The organism is Zhouia amylolytica AD3, from assembly GCF_000511935.2.
GTDB lineage: Bacteria > Bacteroidota > Bacteroidia > Flavobacteriales > Flavobacteriaceae > Zhouia > Zhouia amylolytica.
In genome coordinates, this window is sequence record NZ_AYXY01000031.1 from 86,719 (window position 1) to 105,521 (window position 18,803).

Consider the following 18,803-nt stretch of genomic DNA (forward strand, 5'->3'; position numbering starts at 1 on the left):
GCAACAAAAAATGAATCAAGATTATATCATACCAAATAACTGGTCGATCATAGAAGAAGGATTTGATGCCAATAAAGTACGATCGTCAGAAAGTTTGTTCAGTATCGGAAACGGCGCCATGGGGCAACGGGCAAATTTTGAAGAACATTATTCCGGACAAACGTTTCAGGGAAGCTATATAGCAGGAATATATTATCCGGATAAGACTAAAGTGGGGTGGTGGAAAAACGGCTACCCTGAATACTTCGCTAAAGTGTTGAATGCCCCTAACTGGATAGGGATAAATGTATATGTTAATGGAGAAGCGCTAGATCTTAACGTATGTAAAGAAGTTAGTGATTATAAGCGAGAGTTGAACATGAAAGAGGGGTGGTATCAACGATCGTTTAAAGCCACCCTGCAGAATGATATACAGGTTGAAGTAAAAACAACCCGATTCTTGAGCTTGGATATCGATGAATTAGGAGCTATAAAGTATTCGGTTACGCCAATAAATAAGAATGCCGATATCGTTTTTAGACCCTATCTGGATAGCGGTATAGAGAATTATGATACCAACTGGGAAGAAAAATTCTGGGAGACTTTAGAGGTACAGAGTAACGAGAGTCAGGCTGTAATAGTAGCACGCACCTTAAAAACCCATTTCTATGTGGGTACTTTTATGGAAAACCGATTAGAAGTTGATGGTGCGTTGCAAGATGTTGCCAGTAAAGAATCACGGTCCTCCACATATATTAGCCAGGAATATCAGGTGGAAGTTGAAAAGGGGAAAACAGCCACTTTATACAAATATGCCGGTTATGTAACTTCGATGAATCACGATAAAGATGATTTAGTTAAAGCCGCTAAAAATGTTTTAACCAAAGCAGTATCCTTTGGATTTAACGGATTGCTACAAAAACAAAAGGAAGCCTGGGCTTCCATTTGGGAAATGGCAGATATTACGATTGAAGGTGATGTAAAAGCCCAGCAAGGAATACGTTTTAATATTTTTCAACTGAATCAAACTTACCTCGGTAAAGACGATCGACTTAATATTGGCCCTAAAGGATTTACAGGAGAAAAATATGGGGGAAGTACCTATTGGGATACCGAAGCCTATTGTATCCCTTTTTATATGGCTACCAAAGATCAACAGGTTGCAAGGAACTTACTGAAGTATCGTTACAATCAGTTGGATAAAGCTATTGAAAATGCTGAGAAATTAGGGTTTTCGAATGGAGCCGCTTTGTATCCTATGGTAACTATGAATGGTGAAGAATGTCATAACGAGTGGGAAATTACATTCGAAGAGATTCATCGTAACGGAGCTATTGTCTATGCGATATATAATTACCTCAGATACACAGGCGATTATAGTTATATCCCGGAGATGGGATTGGAGGTCATGATTGGAGTAGCCCGTTTCTGGCATCAAAGAGCAAATTATGCAGCCAACAAAGATCAGTATGTGATCCTGGGGGTTACAGGCCCTAATGAATACGAAAATAACGTTAATAATAATTGGTATACTAATTATATAGCGCAATGGTGTATTCAATTTGCAGCAGAACATATTGAAAAAGTAAAAAAAGAGTTTAACGAAGATTATCAGCGAGTGGCTTCAGTTACCGGGATAACCGAAGACGAAATCAACGAATGGTTGAAAGTTGCTGATAATATGTACTTCCCATATTCAGAAGAAAATCAAGTCTATCTGCAACAAGATGGTTTTCTGGACAAGGAATTGATTACGGTTGAAAACCTTTCGGAAGATCAGCGACCGATTAACCAAAAATGGTCATGGGATCGCATTCTCCGTTCTCCGTATATAAAGCAAGCAGACGTCTTACAGGGATTTTACTTCTTTGAAGATCATTTTACTAAAGAAGAAATAGAGCGACATTTCGATTTTTATGAACCGTTTACAGTTCATGAATCGTCTTTGTCCCCATGTGTTCATAACATTCAGGCAGCATTTTTAGATCGAATGGATCAGGCATATACCTTTTACCTGCGAACTTCAAGATTAGATCTGGATGACTATAATAAAGAAGTGCATCAAGGACTTCACATTACCTCAATGGCTGGAACGTGGATGAGTATTGTAGAAGGATTCGGTGGGATGAGAGTAAAAGATGGAAAGCTTTCGTTCGAACCTAAAATTCCTGTACAATGGAAAGCCTATTCTTTTAAAGTGAACTTTAGAGATCAGATCTTTCATGTGGAGGTAACACAAGACAAGACCACGATTTCTAACGATGGAAATAAAGAGCTTAGCATTTTAATAAATGGTAAAGAAACGGTAGTACAACCAGCAGGAAAATGATCATGGCAATGAAAAAGTTAATTATTTTATTTCTAGTAACCGTAAGTGTATGGTCTATAAATGCGCAGGAGTTGAGTTCACCCGATGGGGACTTAAAAATGAAATTTTCATTGATAGAAAATGGAAGCCCTGCGTATCAACTATTCTTTAAAGACAAGTTGGTGATAAAATCAAGTAAATTAGGACTAGAATTAGTGAATGATAAGAAGTCCTTGCTTGATGATTTTACAATTGCTGATTCAGAGGTTGATTCTTATAATCAAACCTGGAAACCGGTTTGGGGAGAAGTTTCCGAGATAACAAATCACTATAATGAATTAGCCATCACACTGCAGCAAAATGAAACGGACCGAATTATGATAGTGCGTTTTCGTTTGTTCAACGATGGACTGGGATTTAGGTATGAATTTCCGCAGCAGAAAAACCTAAACTATTTCACCATTAAAGAAGAACATACCCAGTTCGCAATGACTGGCGATCATACCGCTTTTTGGATTCCGGGAGATTACGACTCTCAAGAATACGATTATACCGAGAGTAAGCTTAGCGAAATTAGAGGATTATTCGATAAGGCTCTGACTGATAATGCTTCTCAGGAACAATTCTCTAAAACGGGTGTTCAGACAGCTTTGATGATGAAGACCGATGAAGATTTGTATATCAATTTACATGAAGCAGCATTGATCGATTATTCCTTGATGAATCTGAATTTGGATGATCAGAAGTTCGTTTTCGAATCATGGCTGACACCAGATGCCCAGGGAAATAAAGGATATCTCCAGGCGCCTTGTACAAGTCCATGGAGAACGATTATGGTGAGTGATAAGGCAGAAGACATTCTGGCATCACCTATGATTTTAAATCTCAATGAACCCTGTAAGATAGAGGATACCTCCTGGATTAAACCAATGAAATATGTCGGTGTCTGGTGGGAAATGATAACAGGGAAGAGCTCATGGTCTTATACCAACGATTTTCCAGCTGTTAAATTGGGAGAAACGGATTATGAAAATGCAACCCCTAATGGTACACATGGTGCAACCACTGAACATGTTAAAGAATATATCGACTTTGCAGCAAAACACGGTTTCGATGGTGTTTTGGTAGAAGGATGGAATGAAGGTTGGGAAGATTGGTTCGGTCAATCCAAAGATTATGTGTTTGATTTTGTATCCCCTTATCCGGATTTTGATGTTGAAGAAATTCATGAATATGCCAAATCTAAAGGGGTGAAAATGATTATGCATCACGAAACTTCAAGTGCTGTTCGAAACTATGAACGTCATCTAGATACCGCATATCAGTTCATGAAAAAATATGATTACCCAGCGGTAAAAAGTGGGTACGTTGGGGATATTTTACCCAGAGGAGAGCATCATTACAGTCAGTGGATTGTAAATCATTATCAATATGCCGTTGAAAAGGCTGCCCAATATCAGATTATGGTGAATGCCCATGAAGCAGTACGGCCTACAGGAATTTGCAGAACATACCCTAACCTAATAGGAAATGAATCCGCCCGAGGGACCGAGTTTCAAGCGTTTGGAGGTTCAAAACCTAACCATGTTACTGTTTTACCATTTACACGTCTTTTGGGAGGACCGATGGATTATACTCCGGGAATTTTTGAAATGGATATTTCAAAACTCAATCCAAATAATAATTCACATGTAAATGCTACCATTGCAAATCAGTTAGCCTTGTATGTTACCATGTACAGTCCACTACAAATGGCTGCCGATCTACCTGAGAACTATAATCGATTTCCCGATGCTTTTCAATTTATTAAAGATGTAGCGGTTGATTGGGATGATAGCAACTATATAGAGGCCGAACCTGGGAGGTATATTACCATAGCACGTAAAGCCAAAGGAACGAATGATTGGTTTGTGGGAAATGTCAATGGAGTTGAAAAAAGAACCTCTGAAATAAGCTTGGATTTTCTCGAACAGGGAAAGAAATATAAAGCAACGATTTATGCCGACGCAAAAAATGCTCATTACAAAACCAACCCGCAAGCTTATTCCATTACTACCAAAAAGGTAACACATAAATCGAAATTAAAATTGGAATCAGCTCCCGGAGGTGGATATGCCATCAGTATTATTGAAATTAAATAATTTCATAAGTTGTTGGGTTGAGCTTAATGAACCATAGTGTTTAATAAGACATTTTTCAATAAAGAGTAAAATGAAACATGCGATCAAACTTATAATGCTGCTATTGCCTTTGGCAATAAGCGCACAAGTAGACAAAATAGAACCACCTTTTTGGTGGTCAGATATGGCCCATAGCAAACTTCAGATCATGGTGTATGGTGAAGAAATTGCTCAATACACTCCTGAAGTAGAAAATGTGGTGGTTACCAGTATTACGAAGACCGAAAACCCGAACTACGTTTTTATAACTATGGATACGAAAGGACTGGACCCCGGTATTTACAACATTGACTTCAAAAAGGGTAAGCGAACAGTCTTTTCTCGTGCATACGAACTCAAAAAGAGAGCCCCAAATTCTAAGTTAAGAAAAGGATTTGATGCTTCGGATGTAATTTATTTATTGATGCCAGATCGTTTTGCTAATGGCAATCCGAATAATGATTCACATTCGGAATTGACGGAAAAGGTGAACAGAGATTTTGAAGGAGGACGACATGGAGGAGATATTCAGGGAATAATTGATCATTTGGATTATGTTGAAGCCTTGGGAGCAACAACCATATGGAGCACCCCATTGTGTGAAGATAATGACAATCAATACTCCTATCATACCTATGCACAAAGTGATGTGTACCGAATAGATCCTCGATATGGGACTAATGAGGAATATCAAATGCTTTCCAAAGAATTGCATAAGAGAAATATGAAACTGATCATGGATTATGTTACCAATCACTGGGGACTGGAGCATTGGATGATTAAAGATTTACCGACTTATGACTGGATACATCAGTTTCCCGGATATGCACAAACCAACTATCGCATGACAACACAAATGGATCCGAATGCATCACAAAGAGATTATAAATACTGTATGGATGGATGGTTCGTGAAGACAATGCCTGATCTAAACCAACAAAACCCCCTGGTGCTTAAGTATCTTATTCAGAATGCCATATGGTGGATCGAATTTGCTAATCTAGATGGGTTTAGGGTAGATACCTATTCATACAATGATAAAGACGCTATCGCCTTATGGACTAAAGCAATCATGGATGAATATCCAAATTTTAATATTGTTGGTGAGGTATGGATGCACGATCAGGCTCAAATGGCTTATTGGCAAAAGGATAGTAAAATAGGAGCGATACAAAACTATAATTCTTACTTGCCCAGTGTGATGGATTTTACCTTGCACGATGCTATTGGACAAGTTTTCAAAGAGGAGAACCCTTCATGGAATAAAGGAATGATTCAAGTGTATGAAAATTATGTGAATGATTTTTTATACCCCGAGGTAAATAACCTGTTGATTTTTGCCGAAAACCATGATACCGAAAGAATCAATCACATTTACCCGAATATCGAGGATTATAAATTAATCATGAGTTTGATTGCTACCTCAAGAGGAATACCGCAGATTTATTACGGTAGTGAGATAGGTATGCAAGGTGATAAAGGAAAGGGTGATGGCGATATCCGCAGAGACTTTCCTGGAGGTTGGCCTAGTGATCAAAATAATGCTTTCAAAGCTATGGAAAGAACAGATAAACAAAACGCCTATTTTGATTTCACCGCCAAGCTATTGAATTGGAGAAAAAAAGCAAAGGTTATTCATTCGGGTAAAACGACCCAGTATTTGCCAGACGATGAAGTTTATGTATATTTTAGACATAACGATCAAGCCTCAGTAATGGTTGTAATTAATAATAACCAAAGTGATAAGGTTTTGCAGTTAGATCGCTTTAAAGAAAACCTTTACCATTTTTCTAAAGGAATGGAGGTAATGACTGAAATGGAAATTGATTTGTCGACGAACCTCAAGATGCCTGCAAAAACAAGTTATATCATTGAACTTAAAAAATAAACAGATGAAAAAAATATGTTTGGTCCTGGTGGTAGCAGTTGTTCTGGGAGCCTGTAAAAACGAACCTAAAAAGGATACGGCCGAGCTTGAAGAATATACTGCCTATAAGCCGGTTTCAGATGAAGTTTTGGAAGAAGGCGTGATCTATGAAGCAAATATTAGACAATATTCAGAAGAAGGATCGTTTAATGCTTTTACAAAAGATATTCCAAGGTTAAAAGAACTTGGAGTGAAGGTAATTTGGCTCATGCCTATTTACCCGATTTCCAGCACCAAAAGTAAAGGCTCTTTGGGAAGTTATTACGCTATAACCGATTATACCAAAGTGAATCCGGAATTCGGAACATTAGATGATTTTAGAAAACTAGTTCAGACGGCTCATGATCAGGGGATGTATGTTATTCTTGATTGGGTAGCGAATCATACCGGGTGGGACCATGTTTGGATCCAGGAGCATCCGGAGTATTACACCCAGGATGAAGACGGAAATATTGTAGATCCATTAAATCCTGATACAGGTGAATCATGGGGGTGGACTGATGTAGCTGATTTAAATTTTGACAATCGTGAAATGCGGGAAGAAATGATCGCTGACATGCTGTACTGGGTAAAAGAAGAAAATATAGATGGTTTTCGATGTGATGTCGCCCATCAGGTGCCTGTAGATTTTTGGGAAACTGCTTCAGATTCCATACGCGCCGTTAAGCCTGTGTTTATGTTAGCCGAAGCTGAACAACCTGAATTGTTGAAGAAGGCCTTTGATATGCAATATGCGTGGGAAGGACATCACATTATGAATGAAATTGCACAGGGAAATAAAACGGTGGAAGATTGGGATCATTACATGAAGAAGAATGATACCCTTTTGGAATCAGATGATATGTTTATGAATTTTACTTCTAATCACGATGAGAATTCCTGGAATGGTACAGTATTCGAACGTATGGGAGACGCAGCAGAAACTTTTGCAGCTATGACGTATTGCATTCCCGGAATGCCCTTGGTATATAGTGGACAGGAATATGATATGGATAAAAGATTGTTGTTTTTTGAAAAAGACACTATCATTAAAGAAAAAGGAGACTTTTATCCAATCTATCAAAAGTTAGGAACACTGAAAAACACATATCCGGCATTGGCTGGAGGAAAAGAAGCAGCAGCTTATAACCGGGTTAAAACCTCCGATGATAAATCCATATTAGCATTTGAAAGAATTAAAAATGGTAAAAGATTGTTGTTTTTAGCTAATTTAACCAATGATTCTAAATTGGCAACGGTAGACTATGAGGGTTCGTTTAAAAGCTATATGACTAATACAGATGTCGTGTTAAAATCAGGAGTTGAATACGAACTACAACCCTGGGAATATTTGATTTTAATTGAAGAGTAAAAAATAAAACCCCGCAATTGCGGGGTTTGTAGATTTATCAGGAAGTTTTTTGATAAACGATGCCAATAACCAGACCAATAATGCCATAGAAGAAAATATCCAAAATAGCTTCTACAATCGTTCCCGTCAGATCCATTAAATCAGAGGTGGAATACCATAAAAAACCAAGACCAAAGCCTACAAAAATTCCAATCCAGGCGCCAAAAGAAAATCCGCTGGCAGCACTGTACTTTCCAGTAGCCCATTTACCATAAATGGTACTCATTGCAAAAGACATTATTAAATTTGAAAATACCAGGGTGCCCATGTTGGGCATAGCTTTCATAACATTGTTGGTGGCATGTGCCTCAAAGTAGCTCGAAAGGGCAATTCCCCACACGGCATAACCAAGGAAAAAGAAAACAATGGTGGCAATAATGGTGGCTAATAAATTCGATTTGGAAAACATAATTGATTTGTTTTTAAGGGGTTAATGTGATTTAAAAATACATTTTTTTTAGGATCAATTAACATTCTTATAACTTTTGAATTGATTTTAATCTTAATTTTGCAAGTTGAAAAATAATGGAGCTGATGATGACAGATGGGTTTTTGTTAAGTCAGAATGAAAAAAATAAGTATTGTTTGTTTAGCGATGGTTTCACTGTTTGTGTTAAGTTGTAAGGAGAGGAATCGTCCGATGACAATAGGGCATCGAGGCGCTGCAGGTTACGAAACTGAAAATTCTATTCCGTCTATCAAAAAAGCAATAGATCTGGGAGTGGATGCTATTGAAATTGATGTCTTTAAAATTAAAAGTGGAGAGGTAGTCGTTTTTCATGATGATAATTTGAAACGACTTGCCGGTTTTGATGTTCATATTGAAGATTTAACCCTTGAAGACCTCAATAAAGTTCAGTTGAAAAACGGGAGTCAAATTCCTCAATTACATCAGGTCCTTGATATAATTGATAATAAAGTTCGATTGAATATAGAGCTTAAAGGAGCTAATACGGCTGAACCCGTTCATGCCATTATTCAAGATTACATAACATCCAAAAACTGGAGTACGGAAAGTTTTATTATTAGCAGCTTTAAATGGGATGAACTCAAAAAAATGAGAGCCCTGGATAAAAATGTCCCAATAGCTGTGTTGATCTCAGAAGACCCTCTTAACGCTTTAGATTTGGCGGATGAATTAAAAGCTGAAGCCATTAATCCACATTATAAAAAACTTACAGGTGTTAATGTTGAAGTAATTCAGGAAAGAGGCTTTAAGGTCTATCCGTGGACCGTTAATAATCCTGAAGACATTCAGTTGATGAAAGATTTTAAGGTAGATGGAATCATTTCGGACTATCCCGACAGGGTGCATGCAAATGTTGAAAATCTTCAGCCAGCCCTATAATTACCTTTATTAACATATCTTTGCCTTCATGGATTACGACGTGCTAATTGTAGGAGGAGGAGCGGCCGGTTTCTTTGCAGCTATTCATATAGCTGAAACTAAACCAAAGCTAAAAATCGCAATTTTAGAAAAAGGGAAAGAGGTACTCACCAAGGTTAAAATTTCAGGAGGAGGTCGATGTAATGTGACCCATGCCGAGTTTGTTCCGAATGAACTGGCGAAGTATTATCCAAGAGGAGAAAAAGAATTGAAAGGTCCCTTTCATACTTTTTGCAGCGGAGATACTATAGCTTTTTTTGAAAAAAGAGGAGTTGCCCTCAAGATCGAAGAAGATGGACGGATGTTTCCAACCTCAGATAGTTCGCAAACGATTATAGACTGTTTTTTACACGAGGTTAATAGATTAGGCGTTTCTGTCCTTACCGGACATGTCGTAAAGCGTATTGAACGACAAGATAATTGGCTTGTAGAAACCAGTAAAGGTGAATTCTCCTGCAAAAAACTATTAATAGCTTCGGGTAGTAGTCCTAAAGTCTGGAGAATGATTAAAGATTTGGGGCATTCTCTCGTAACTCCAGTGCCTTCGCTGTTTACCTTTAATATTAATGATCAACGCATTAAAAGTCTCCCGGGACTTAGTACCATGGGGTCTGTAAAAATCTTAGGGACGCATTTGAATTCCGAAGGACCGGTATTGATTACGCATTGGGGATTAAGCGGGCCTGCTATATTGAAACTTTCAGCATGGGGTGCCAGAGACTTAAATGCTCTGGATTATAAATTTAAGATTCAAATTAACTGGCTCTATAATCAAGGCCTTGAAGAAGCTTTGGAAGAGCTGAAGCTGGTGAAAGCGAATAATGGTAAAAAGTTAGTAGTGAATATTAAACCCTTTGAAATACCAAAGCGACTATGGTTTTCCCTACTCAATGCTTCAGGAATTACCGACCAAATGCGATGGGCTGAAGTAAGCAAGCAACAATTGATGACCCTGGCAAGCCAACTTACACAATCTGTATATGATGTTGATGGTAAAAGTACCTTTAAAGAAGAGTTTGTTACCGCCGGAGGCGTAGATTTAAAAGAGGTAGATTTTAAAACGTATCAGAGTAAGATTCAAAAGGACCTCTATTTTGCAGGAGAGGTGCTAAACATCGATGCCATTACAGGTGGATTTAATTTCCAAAATGCATGGACAGGAGCTTTTATAGCTGCAAAAGCGATTGCTGATTAATTCAATCGCCAAACTTCAAAGTTGAGCGCCGCTGCAAAGCATACCCATATGAAATATGGAATAAGTAAATAAGCCGCTTGTTTGTTGACAACCTTAAACCATTTGATCGTCAACGCAATAAGGATGAGTAAAGTGATGATGATTAGAAATGCCCATAGAGGCTGTCTGAATCCAAAAAATACAATACTCCACATCGCGTTAAAGATCAATTGAAAAGCAAAATGATACATGGCTGTTTTAACCCATTTATGGTAAAAGCCACGACTCCATACGATTCCTGCAGCTATTCCCATCAGGATATATAGAACTGTCCAAACAGGAGCAAATAGCCAATCCGGAGGTGTGAAGTTAGGTTTGTTTAAATCGGCATACCAGGTCTCTACAGATGATTGTGTAGCCAGGCTGGCAAACAAACCCGTTAACAGGCAAATAAAAACGCAAATTATAATTTTTTGAATCAGCCTTTTCTTCATAGGATTAACGTTAGTGTGTACTAAAATAGCAATTTATTTTTGATGAAAGTTAAATCGCAAAAAACAGTTAAAATATGATAATTGTTATGTAAAGGTTCTTTGAGTTATCTTTGCTTAAATTTTGAATATTAATGACTGAAAACGATTTTGTCTCGTCGCGATATATAGAAAACCAAATCGAGGGAACGGTAACCTGGAAATCTCCTAGCAACATAGCTTTAGTTAAATATTGGGGAAAGAAAGAAAATCAAATACCGGCCAACCCTTCCATTAGTTTTACACTCGATCATTGTGCTACTACCACAACACTTGCTTATGTTAAACGAAATAAGGAACAACAGCAAGAGCGATTTAGCTTTGATTTATTGTTTGAGGGAAGCCCGAAACCTGAATTCAAACCTAAAATTGGGAAGTTTTTTGAACGTGTTGAAAAATATATACCTTTTGTAAAAGATTATCATTTTTCTATTGATACCTCGAATTCCTTTCCTCATAGTAGTGGTATTGCATCTTCAGCAAGTGGTATGAGTGCCTTGGCCTTGTGTTTGATGAGCGTGGAAAAAGCCCTGAATGAAAAGATAACCAATGACTATTTTAATCAAAAAGCTTCTTTTCTCGCCCGTTTGGGGTCGGGAAGTGCGTGTAGAAGTATAGAAGGAGAAATGGTAGTCTGGGGTCAAAATGAAGATGTTAAAGAAGCCTCTGATCTCTATGGGGTGAAGTTGTCTCAAGAAATACATTCGGTTTTTAAAAATTATCAGGATACCATATTGTTGGTAGATAAAGGGCAGAAGCAGGTAAGCAGTACCGTTGGGCATGATCTGATGCATGGACATCCGTTTGCAGAAATGCGATTTAAACAGGCAGAAACCAACTTGTCTAAATTGATTAAGATACTTCAAAATGGAGATCAGAAAGGGTTTATTGAGCTGGTTGAAAGCGAAGCCCTAACCTTGCATGCCATGATGATGACTAGTTTACCATATTTTATCCTGATGAAGCCTCATACCCTTCAGATCATAAATAAAATTTGGGAGTATAGATCTGCGACTGGGTCGAACCTTTGTTTTACCTTAGATGCAGGAGCCAATGTACATCTGCTGTATCCTGAAAATGAAAAAGATACGGTTTTGACATTTATTAAGAATGAGTTGGTTGCGTATTGTGAAAACGGACAGTATATTTGTGACCAAATTGGTTTAGGCGCTTCTTTAATGGATAATTAATAATTGAAAATTGATAGCGTGAAGAAAAACGTAATTAAAGAGAAGAGTTTTGCTTACGCTGTAGAAATTGTCTATATTTATAAGTGGTTGTTAGAGGAAAAAAATGAACAAATAATGTCTAAACAGCTTTTGCGGAGTGGAACTTCTGTAAGGGCAAATGTTAGAGAAGCCGAGCAGGCACAAAGCAGACCAGACTTTATAAGTAAGTTGTCTATAGCTTTGAAAGAGGCTAATGAATCTGAATATTGGATTGAGCTGTTAAAAGAAACTAACTATTTAGATAAGGATAATTATAATAGGATAAAGCCAAAAATTGAAGAAGTGTTAAAATTGTTGATAAGTATCATTAAATCAGCAAGAAAATAATGTTTATCATAAATTTGCAATAAATGAGTTGTTATGTACTGACAACTATCAATTGTCAATTATCAATTATCAACTGTCAACTGTCAACTGTCAACTGTCAATTGTCAATTGTCAATTATCAACTGTCAATTATCAATTAAATAATGAAGGGACCTTTGTTTTATTCGAAAATACTCCTCTTTGGAGAATACGGAATCATAAAAGATTCTAAAGGATTGTCTATACCCTATAATTTTTATAATGGGGCGCTTAAATCTGCAGACAGTTTATCTGAAGAAGCACAGTTTTCCAACGCTTCGTTAAGAAGATTTGCTGATTACCTCGAAAAACTTCAGGAAAATGAAGACGCAAATGTTTCTTTTGATATTGAAAAACTTCAGAGAGATATCGATGGAGGAATGTATTTTGACAGTAGTATTCCACAAGGTTATGGAGTAGGTAGCAGCGGAGCCTTGGTGGCAGCAATTTATGACAAATATGCCTTCGATAAAATTACCGTCCTTGAGAATTTAACGCGAGAAAAACTTTTGATCCTGAAAGACATTTTCGGAAAAATGGAATCCTTTTTTCACGGCAAATCCTCAGGCTTAGATCCACTAAACAGTTATCTTAGTATACCAATTCTTATTAATTCTAAAGATGATATTGAACCTACCGGTATACCTTCACAGAATGCCGATGGTAAAGGAGCTGTGTTTTTACTGGATAGCGGAATGGTTGGAGAAACCGCTCCTATGGTTCAGATCTTCATGGAAAATATGAAGAATGAAGGATTTAGGAAAATAGTAAAAGAACAATTCGTTAAACATACGGATGCTTGTGTAGAAGATTTTTTGAAAGGAGATTTCAAATCCTTGTTTACCAACATTAAGCAGCTTTCTCATGTGGCTTTTGATCATTTCAAGCCAATGATTCCTGCCCAATTTCATAAGCTATGGAAACAGGGAATAGATACAAATGAATATTATCTTAAGCTATGTGGCTCAGGAGGAGGAGGCTATATATTAGGATTTACCGAAGATCTTGAAAAAGCAAAAAAAGCGTTGAAAGGTTATAAGTTAGAGGTGATTTACAACTTTTAAAGAATAGCTGTTTATGCTGAATCGAAAACAAAAAATGACCTTGCTCAAATTGTTGAGTTTGTTTTCGGTAGTAAGAGGTTACAATATATTAGTAATCGTACTTGCTCAATATTTAGCTTCTATTTATATATTCTCATCCCATTTACCACTTCGACAGGTTATTTTTGATGGAAATCTTTTTGCTATTGTAGCAGCATCAGCACTGGCGATTGCTTCAGGTTATTTAATAAATAACTTTTATGATGCAGAAAAAGACCTTATCAACCGTCCTAAGAAAACCATGCTCGATAGGTTGGTAAGTCAGCGGTTTAAGTTAACAACCTACTTTATACTTAATTTTCTTTCTGTAATTATAGCAAGCTATGTTTCCTTCAGGGCAGTGGTGTTCTTTTCGTTTTATATTTTCGGAATCTGGCTCTATTCGCATAAATTAAAAAAAATAACATTTGTTGGGAATCTGATTTCTGCATTATTGGCAATCACTCCCTTTTTTGCAGTCTTTATTTATTATAAAAACTTTGACCTGGTTATTTTCGTACACGCATTATTCCTGTTTTTGGTAATTCTTATTAGAGAGCTCGTTAAAGATTTGGAGAATATTAAAGGAGATCTGGTCTACGGATACCAAACCATACCCATTAAATATGGAGAAAAAGTTTCCAAAATGGTCATCACCTTTTTGACCTTGCTCACGTTAATACCTTCATATCTGTTAATCTCCAAATTTGAAGTTGGCTATATGGATACATTCTTTTATGGGTGTATGGTGCTGCTCATTATGTTTTTAATGCTGTTGTGGAGATCCACCTCTAAGAAGCAATATGTGCTTATTCACAACTTGTTAAAGTTTATTATCGTGTCTGGAGTGTTTAGTATACTTCTGATTGATGTAGACCTGGTTCTCAATCGTATCTTCTAAAAGGTTTAAACTGAGGAGATTTATCTGAAGTTCGTTGCATAAAAATCGTTAATCTGAATTCCAAAACTTATCTTTGCCAAAAATTAGCGAATATGAGTAGGAAGGATAATTCAAATAAAGGTAAATCGCACGGAAGGCAAGGAGGAGATAATAGGAAACCATCCGGAAGAGGTGGTACCAGGAAGCAAAGCTTTGCTCGCGGTAATGCTCCGATAAAAAAGGCTCCTTTATTGAAAAATAAACAGGACGACGGTAAAATACGTCTTAATAAATATATAGCGAACTCAGGTGTTTGTTCCCGACGTGATGCGGATATTTATATAACCTCCGGTAATGTGTTGGTGAATGGACAAGTGGTGACAGAATTAGGTTATAAAGTGAACTTGACTGATGAAGTCAAATTTGACGGTAAGACGATTAATCCTGAGAAAAAAGAGTATGTACTTCTCAATAAACCTAAAGGGTTTATTACAACCACAAATGATGAACGTGGTAGAAGAACCGTAATGGATTTGGTTAGAAATTCTACTAAATCCAGAATCGTTCCCGTTGGTAGACTGGATAGAAATACTACTGGGTTACTATTATTTACTAATGATGGAGCCCTGGCAAAGAAATTAACCCATCCAAAGCATGGTATTAGAAAGATATACCATGTTAAATTGAACAGGAATTTGGTCTATGACGATCTTAAAGCCATAGCGAACGGATTAAAGCTCGAAGATGGTCTTATCGAGGTTGATGAGGTGAGCTATATTGAAAATGCTTCAAAGAGTGAGGTGGGAATTAAAATTCATAGTGGACGCAACAGGATTGTTCGTAGAATCTTTGAACATTTAGGCTATGAGGTGGTTAAATTAGACAGGGTTGTGTTTGCAGGCCTGACTAAAAAAGATTTGCCTAGAGGTACCTGGAGGAAATTAAATGAGCAGGAGATTAATAACCTGAAAATGTTATAATTTTTAGTTGGTGATGATGATCAAAACTAGAATTGTATTTTGGGTATTTGGTGTGCTTATGATTTCCTTTTTAACAGGGTGTTCCGAAAATCATAAGGCCAACTCAGAGCCATGGGCAGAACCGCAGTTAATCCAACCGTCTGAATTAGCGGGTATCATTGAAAAGGGGAATACCTCTGATGTATACTTGTATAGTATTGGTCCTGCAGGTCCAATAAAGGGTTCTGTGGAATTTGGACCCGCACAGCAGTCTGATAACTTAAAGCAGCTGGAGAAGCGCTTAAATGAGCTGCCAAAAGATGCAAATGTTGTTTTGTATTGCGGATGTTGCCCCTTTAAGGATTGCCCTAATATCAGACCGGCATTTACATTGCTTAATGAGATGGGCTTCACCAGGCATAAGTTATTGAATCTTTCACAAAACCTAAAGGTCGACTGGATAGATAAAGGATATCCGTTGATGGATTAATGAAGTTTATTTTAATTATAAATAAATATTAAAAAAGCTCGGACATCTCTGTTCGGGCTTTTTTATTCCAATAGTATGCCCAAGGCCAGTTTTTGTTGGTGTTTTAATCAATAAATAGTCCTGAAAAGTTGTCTTTTTTACCCGTTTGTATAAATAGATGTAAAACCATACAAAAGCTTTCTTTTTGATGATTATCGGGGTGATGAGTTTGGGAAATTTTGCCAATTTATGGCGATTTTAGGCGTAGTTCAAGTATGGCTGAAGTATGGTTAAAGTATGGATAAAGTATGAGTGCATTTAAAATTAATCATTTTAGTATAAAAATAACTCGTGGTCATAATACTTGAAATCATGATATCATTCTGCACTTGTCATTCCATACTTGTCACTGAATCCACACTACTTGTCAATCCGCACTTGTTGCGGAATCTATTTATTGAATGTTTGACCCCTGAGATCGCGAAGTCATTCCTCGCTTGTTGAGGAATCCATCCAATCAATCTGTCATTCCGTGCTTGTCACTGAATGCACACTACCTGTCATTCCGCACTTGTTGCGGAATCTATTCCTCCAATGTTTAATCCATTATATCAATACGGATTAACCGCAAAATTTACATAAACACAACGTATAGACACGATCCAATAATAGGCAGTAGGTTAACAACACCCTCTTAAAACCAAAAAACCACAACCGTTTCAAAATGAAATAGTTGTGGCTTTTAGTGGTGGTGCCTCCAGGAATCGAACCAGGGACACAAGGATTTTCAGTCCTTTGCTCTACCAACTGAGCTAAGGCACCAGTTGCTTGCAGTATTACTGCGTTTGCGGGTGCAAATATAGGTGCAAAAATAATAACTGCAAAACGAATTATTAAAAAAATCGGTTTTGTACCTTTACATTTTTAACCGAAGCTTATGAATTTAATCGTAGATGTTGGAAATACGTTTATGAAACTCGCTGTTTTTCAGCGTCAAAAGTTAATGTTTGAAAGTAGGATAGAGGAAAAAAATTTTTTAAAAGAAATTACAAAAATTTTTAAAAAATATCCTGAGATCTCACATGCTATTGTTTCGTCGGTGTCTAAATGTCCGGAAGAGGATATAAAAGCCTTGTCGGTTTTCTGTAAAGTGCATCTGCTTACTAATAATTCAATAGTCCCTTTTCAGAGTAAGTATACGACGCCAAAAACCCTTGGTATGGATAGGGTGGCATTAGTTACAGCCGCATTTTATAATCATACCAGCGATAATACCTTGATAATAGATGCAGGAACCTGTATTACCTACGATTTTATAAACGAAGACAGTGAGTATCTCGGGGGTGCTATTTCCCCAGGAATACAGATGCGTTTTAAAGCCTTAAATGAATTTACAGCCAGACTTCCTCTTATTGAAACATCTGAGTCTGTTTCCTTAATTGGAAATTCCACAGAATCGAGTATTGCCTCTGGAGTTTTAAATGGTGTGGCGATGGAAATTGATGGTATAATAGATGAATATCAAAAGAAATTTAAAGATTTAACAGTTATTTTAACAGGAGGAGATTCACATTTTTTGTCTAAAAGACTAAAAAATACCATATTTGCCAATCCGAAAATCCTTCTTGAAGGATTAAACTATATTTTAGAACTCAATAAAGACGAATGATAAAAAGAATTTTTGTTGCCTTTGCACTGATGATGGTAGGGGTTGGTTTTGCGCAAACAAATGGTAGTCCATCTCCGTATTCATACTTTGGTGTAGGGCAATCCAAGTATAATAATACAGCTGAAAGCAGGGCGATGGGTGGTTTAAGTGTTTATTCGGATAGTATACACGTCAATCTGGCTAATCCTGCTTCGTTTTCAAAATTGAGATTAACAACATATTCGGCAGGTCTTTCTTATAATTCTTTAGGATTAAAAACAGATGATGCCAATGAAAATGCTTCCACTGTTTCATTCGATTATCTGGCATTGGGAGTTCCGGTTTCTGATCGCTTTGGGTTTGGATTTGGTATTCAGCCGTATTCAACAGTAGGGTATAGATTGCAATCTATTGAAGAAGATGCAGATGGTCCGGCAGTCTTGAACCGATATTCTGGTGATGGAGGAGTTAATAAAGTCTTCTTTTCCATGGGGTATAGATTGTATAAAGGACTTAGTGTTGGACTTACCGGAAGTTACTTGTTCGGGAAAACAGAACATAAGTATTTAGGATTAAGAGATGATATTCGATACGGTACCAGGGAAATAAGTGCTTCAGAGTATAGTGGCTTTGATGTGAAGGCTGCATTAAATTATGAAGGGAAACTAGGTAAAAAGTTATACTGGCAATCATCATTTATGTATACCCCGGAATCTATTTTGGTGTCGGAGAACTCAAGAGAAGTTGCTACCGTGCTAATTGGTAGTAACGGAGAGGAAACCCCAAGAGATACGCAGGATGTTGATTTGTCGGAACAAGGCTTAGATCGTATCAATTTATCGATACCACAGTCATTTACAGCCGGTTTAGGGGTGGGTGAAAGTAAAAAATGGTACCTTGGGGCTGAGTTTGAATTAAAAAAAACCAGTAAATTTGAAAATAAGTTTGAAAACTTTGGGCGTTCCTCTTACGAGAATGCAGAACGGTTTTCTGTCGGAGGGTTTTTTATACCTGACTACGATTCATTTACTAGTTACTGGAAAAGGATTGTATACCGTGCAGGATTGCATAATGGAAGGAGTGGTTTGAAAGTGAATGGAATGCCAACTCATGATTTTGGCATGACTTTTGGAGTTGGTATGCCGTTGGGTGGATATGTTCCTTCAACTAATGCGCTTCCACAGTTCACAGGAATGTTTTCAAACATTAATATAGGTGTGGAGATTGGAAAAAGAGGAAGCACCCTTTACAATAGAGTTCAGGAAAATTATTTTAACGTAAATATAGGATTGTCTTTCAACGATAGATGGTTCGTGAAAAGAAAGTATGATTAACCG

Annotated in this window: 16 protein-coding genes and 1 tRNA gene; 14 read left to right on the forward strand and 3 right to left on the reverse strand. The window is 37.2% G+C overall.

The window, feature by feature from the left end; translation table 11 throughout:
* Positions 1-10: 10 nt before the first annotated feature.
* From P278_RS15670 to P278_RS15685, 4 genes are all read left to right on the forward strand, one after another.
* Positions 11-2,308 carry a glycoside hydrolase family 65 protein gene (locus tag P278_RS15670; RefSeq protein WP_038268872.1) on the forward strand — a complete coding sequence of 766 codons (2,298 nt, stop codon included), beginning with the start codon at positions 11-13 and terminating at the stop codon, positions 2,306-2,308.
* A gap of 8 nt (positions 2,309-2,316) precedes the next feature.
* The gene (locus tag P278_RS15675) at positions 2,317-4,428 is read left to right on the forward strand and encodes a glycoside hydrolase family 97 protein (RefSeq protein WP_038269159.1); all 2,112 of its coding nucleotides are present in this window, start codon (positions 2,317-2,319) and stop codon (positions 4,426-4,428) included.
* A gap of 70 nt (positions 4,429-4,498) precedes the next feature.
* The gene (locus P278_RS15680) at positions 4,499-6,334 is read left to right on the forward strand and encodes a glycoside hydrolase family 13 protein (protein ID WP_038268873.1); all 1,836 of its coding nucleotides are present in this window, start codon (positions 4,499-4,501) and stop codon (positions 6,332-6,334) included.
* A 4-nt stretch (positions 6,335-6,338) separates the two neighbouring features.
* Positions 6,339-7,724, forward strand: a complete 1,386-nt coding sequence (locus P278_RS15685; protein ID WP_038269162.1) for an alpha-amylase family glycosyl hydrolase — start codon at positions 6,339-6,341, stop codon at positions 7,722-7,724.
* A gap of 37 nt (positions 7,725-7,761) precedes the next feature.
* Here P278_RS15685 and P278_RS15690 read toward each other — a convergent pair whose 3' ends face one another.
* Positions 7,762-8,172 (reverse strand): hypothetical protein, encoded by a 411-nt coding sequence (locus P278_RS15690; RefSeq protein WP_038268875.1) that lies wholly within the window; start codon positions 8,170-8,172, stop codon positions 7,762-7,764.
* 156 nt (positions 8,173-8,328) lie between these two features.
* Between P278_RS15690 and P278_RS15695 the strand changes: the two genes are divergently transcribed.
* Both P278_RS15695 and P278_RS15700 read left to right on the forward strand, forming a co-directional pair.
* Positions 8,329-9,111, forward strand: a complete 783-nt coding sequence (locus P278_RS15695; RefSeq protein ID WP_038268876.1) for a glycerophosphodiester phosphodiesterase — start codon at positions 8,329-8,331, stop codon at positions 9,109-9,111.
* A gap of 28 nt (positions 9,112-9,139) precedes the next feature.
* The gene (locus P278_RS15700) at positions 9,140-10,345 is read left to right on the forward strand and encodes a BaiN/RdsA family NAD(P)/FAD-dependent oxidoreductase (protein WP_038268878.1); all 1,206 of its coding nucleotides are present in this window, start codon (positions 9,140-9,142) and stop codon (positions 10,343-10,345) included.
* Here the strand turns inward: P278_RS15700 and P278_RS15705 are convergent.
* Positions 10,342-10,818, reverse strand: a complete 477-nt coding sequence (locus P278_RS15705) for a TspO/MBR family protein (protein ID WP_038268880.1) — start codon at positions 10,816-10,818, stop codon at positions 10,342-10,344. The genes P278_RS15700 and P278_RS15705 overlap by 4 nt on opposite strands.
* Positions 10,819-10,949: 131 nt before the next feature.
* Here P278_RS15705 and P278_RS15710 point away from each other — a divergent pair, with 131 nt between their 5' ends.
* The 6 genes from P278_RS15710 to P278_RS15735 all read left to right on the forward strand — a co-directional run bounded on the left by P278_RS15710 (position 10,950) and on the right by P278_RS15735 (position 15,839).
* Positions 10,950-12,044, forward strand: coding sequence for a diphosphomevalonate/mevalonate 3,5-bisphosphate decarboxylase family protein (locus P278_RS15710; RefSeq protein ID WP_038268882.1), 1,095 nt, complete (start codon positions 10,950-10,952; stop codon positions 12,042-12,044).
* Between the two features lie 18 nt (positions 12,045-12,062).
* On the forward strand, positions 12,063-12,410 hold the full coding sequence (locus P278_RS15715; protein WP_038269164.1) for a four helix bundle protein: 348 nt from the start codon (positions 12,063-12,065) through the stop codon (positions 12,408-12,410).
* Positions 12,411-12,553: 143 nt separating this feature from the next.
* Positions 12,554-13,492, forward strand: coding sequence for a mevalonate kinase family protein (locus P278_RS15720; RefSeq protein WP_038268884.1), 939 nt, complete (start codon positions 12,554-12,556; stop codon positions 13,490-13,492).
* Between the two features lie 13 nt (positions 13,493-13,505).
* Positions 13,506-14,411, forward strand: a complete 906-nt coding sequence (locus P278_RS15725) for a geranylgeranylglycerol-phosphate geranylgeranyltransferase (RefSeq protein WP_038268885.1) — start codon at positions 13,506-13,508, stop codon at positions 14,409-14,411.
* 92 nt (positions 14,412-14,503) lie between these two features.
* Entirely contained in the window at positions 14,504-15,370 is an 867-nt protein-coding gene (locus P278_RS15730) for a pseudouridine synthase (RefSeq protein WP_038268886.1), read from the forward strand.
* Between the two features lie 13 nt (positions 15,371-15,383).
* On the forward strand, positions 15,384-15,839 hold the full coding sequence (locus P278_RS15735) for a rhodanese-like domain-containing protein (RefSeq protein WP_152973951.1): 456 nt from the start codon (positions 15,384-15,386) through the stop codon (positions 15,837-15,839).
* Positions 15,840-16,564: 725 nt separating this feature from the next.
* Here P278_RS15735 and P278_RS15740 read toward each other — a convergent pair.
* Positions 16,565-16,640: transfer RNA gene (locus P278_RS15740), tRNA-Phe, on the reverse strand.
* A gap of 115 nt (positions 16,641-16,755) precedes the next feature.
* On the opposite strand from P278_RS15740, the gene P278_RS15745 reads away from it, so the two are divergent.
* A complete protein-coding gene (locus P278_RS15745) occupies positions 16,756-17,487 on the forward strand; it encodes a type III pantothenate kinase (RefSeq protein ID WP_038268888.1) in 732 nt (243 codons plus the stop codon).
* Positions 17,484-18,800, forward strand: coding sequence for a hypothetical protein (locus tag P278_RS15750; protein WP_038268889.1), 1,317 nt, complete (start codon positions 17,484-17,486; stop codon positions 18,798-18,800). The genes P278_RS15745 and P278_RS15750 overlap by 4 nt, the downstream gene beginning before the upstream one ends.
* The last annotated feature ends 3 nt before the right edge of the window (positions 18,801-18,803 follow it).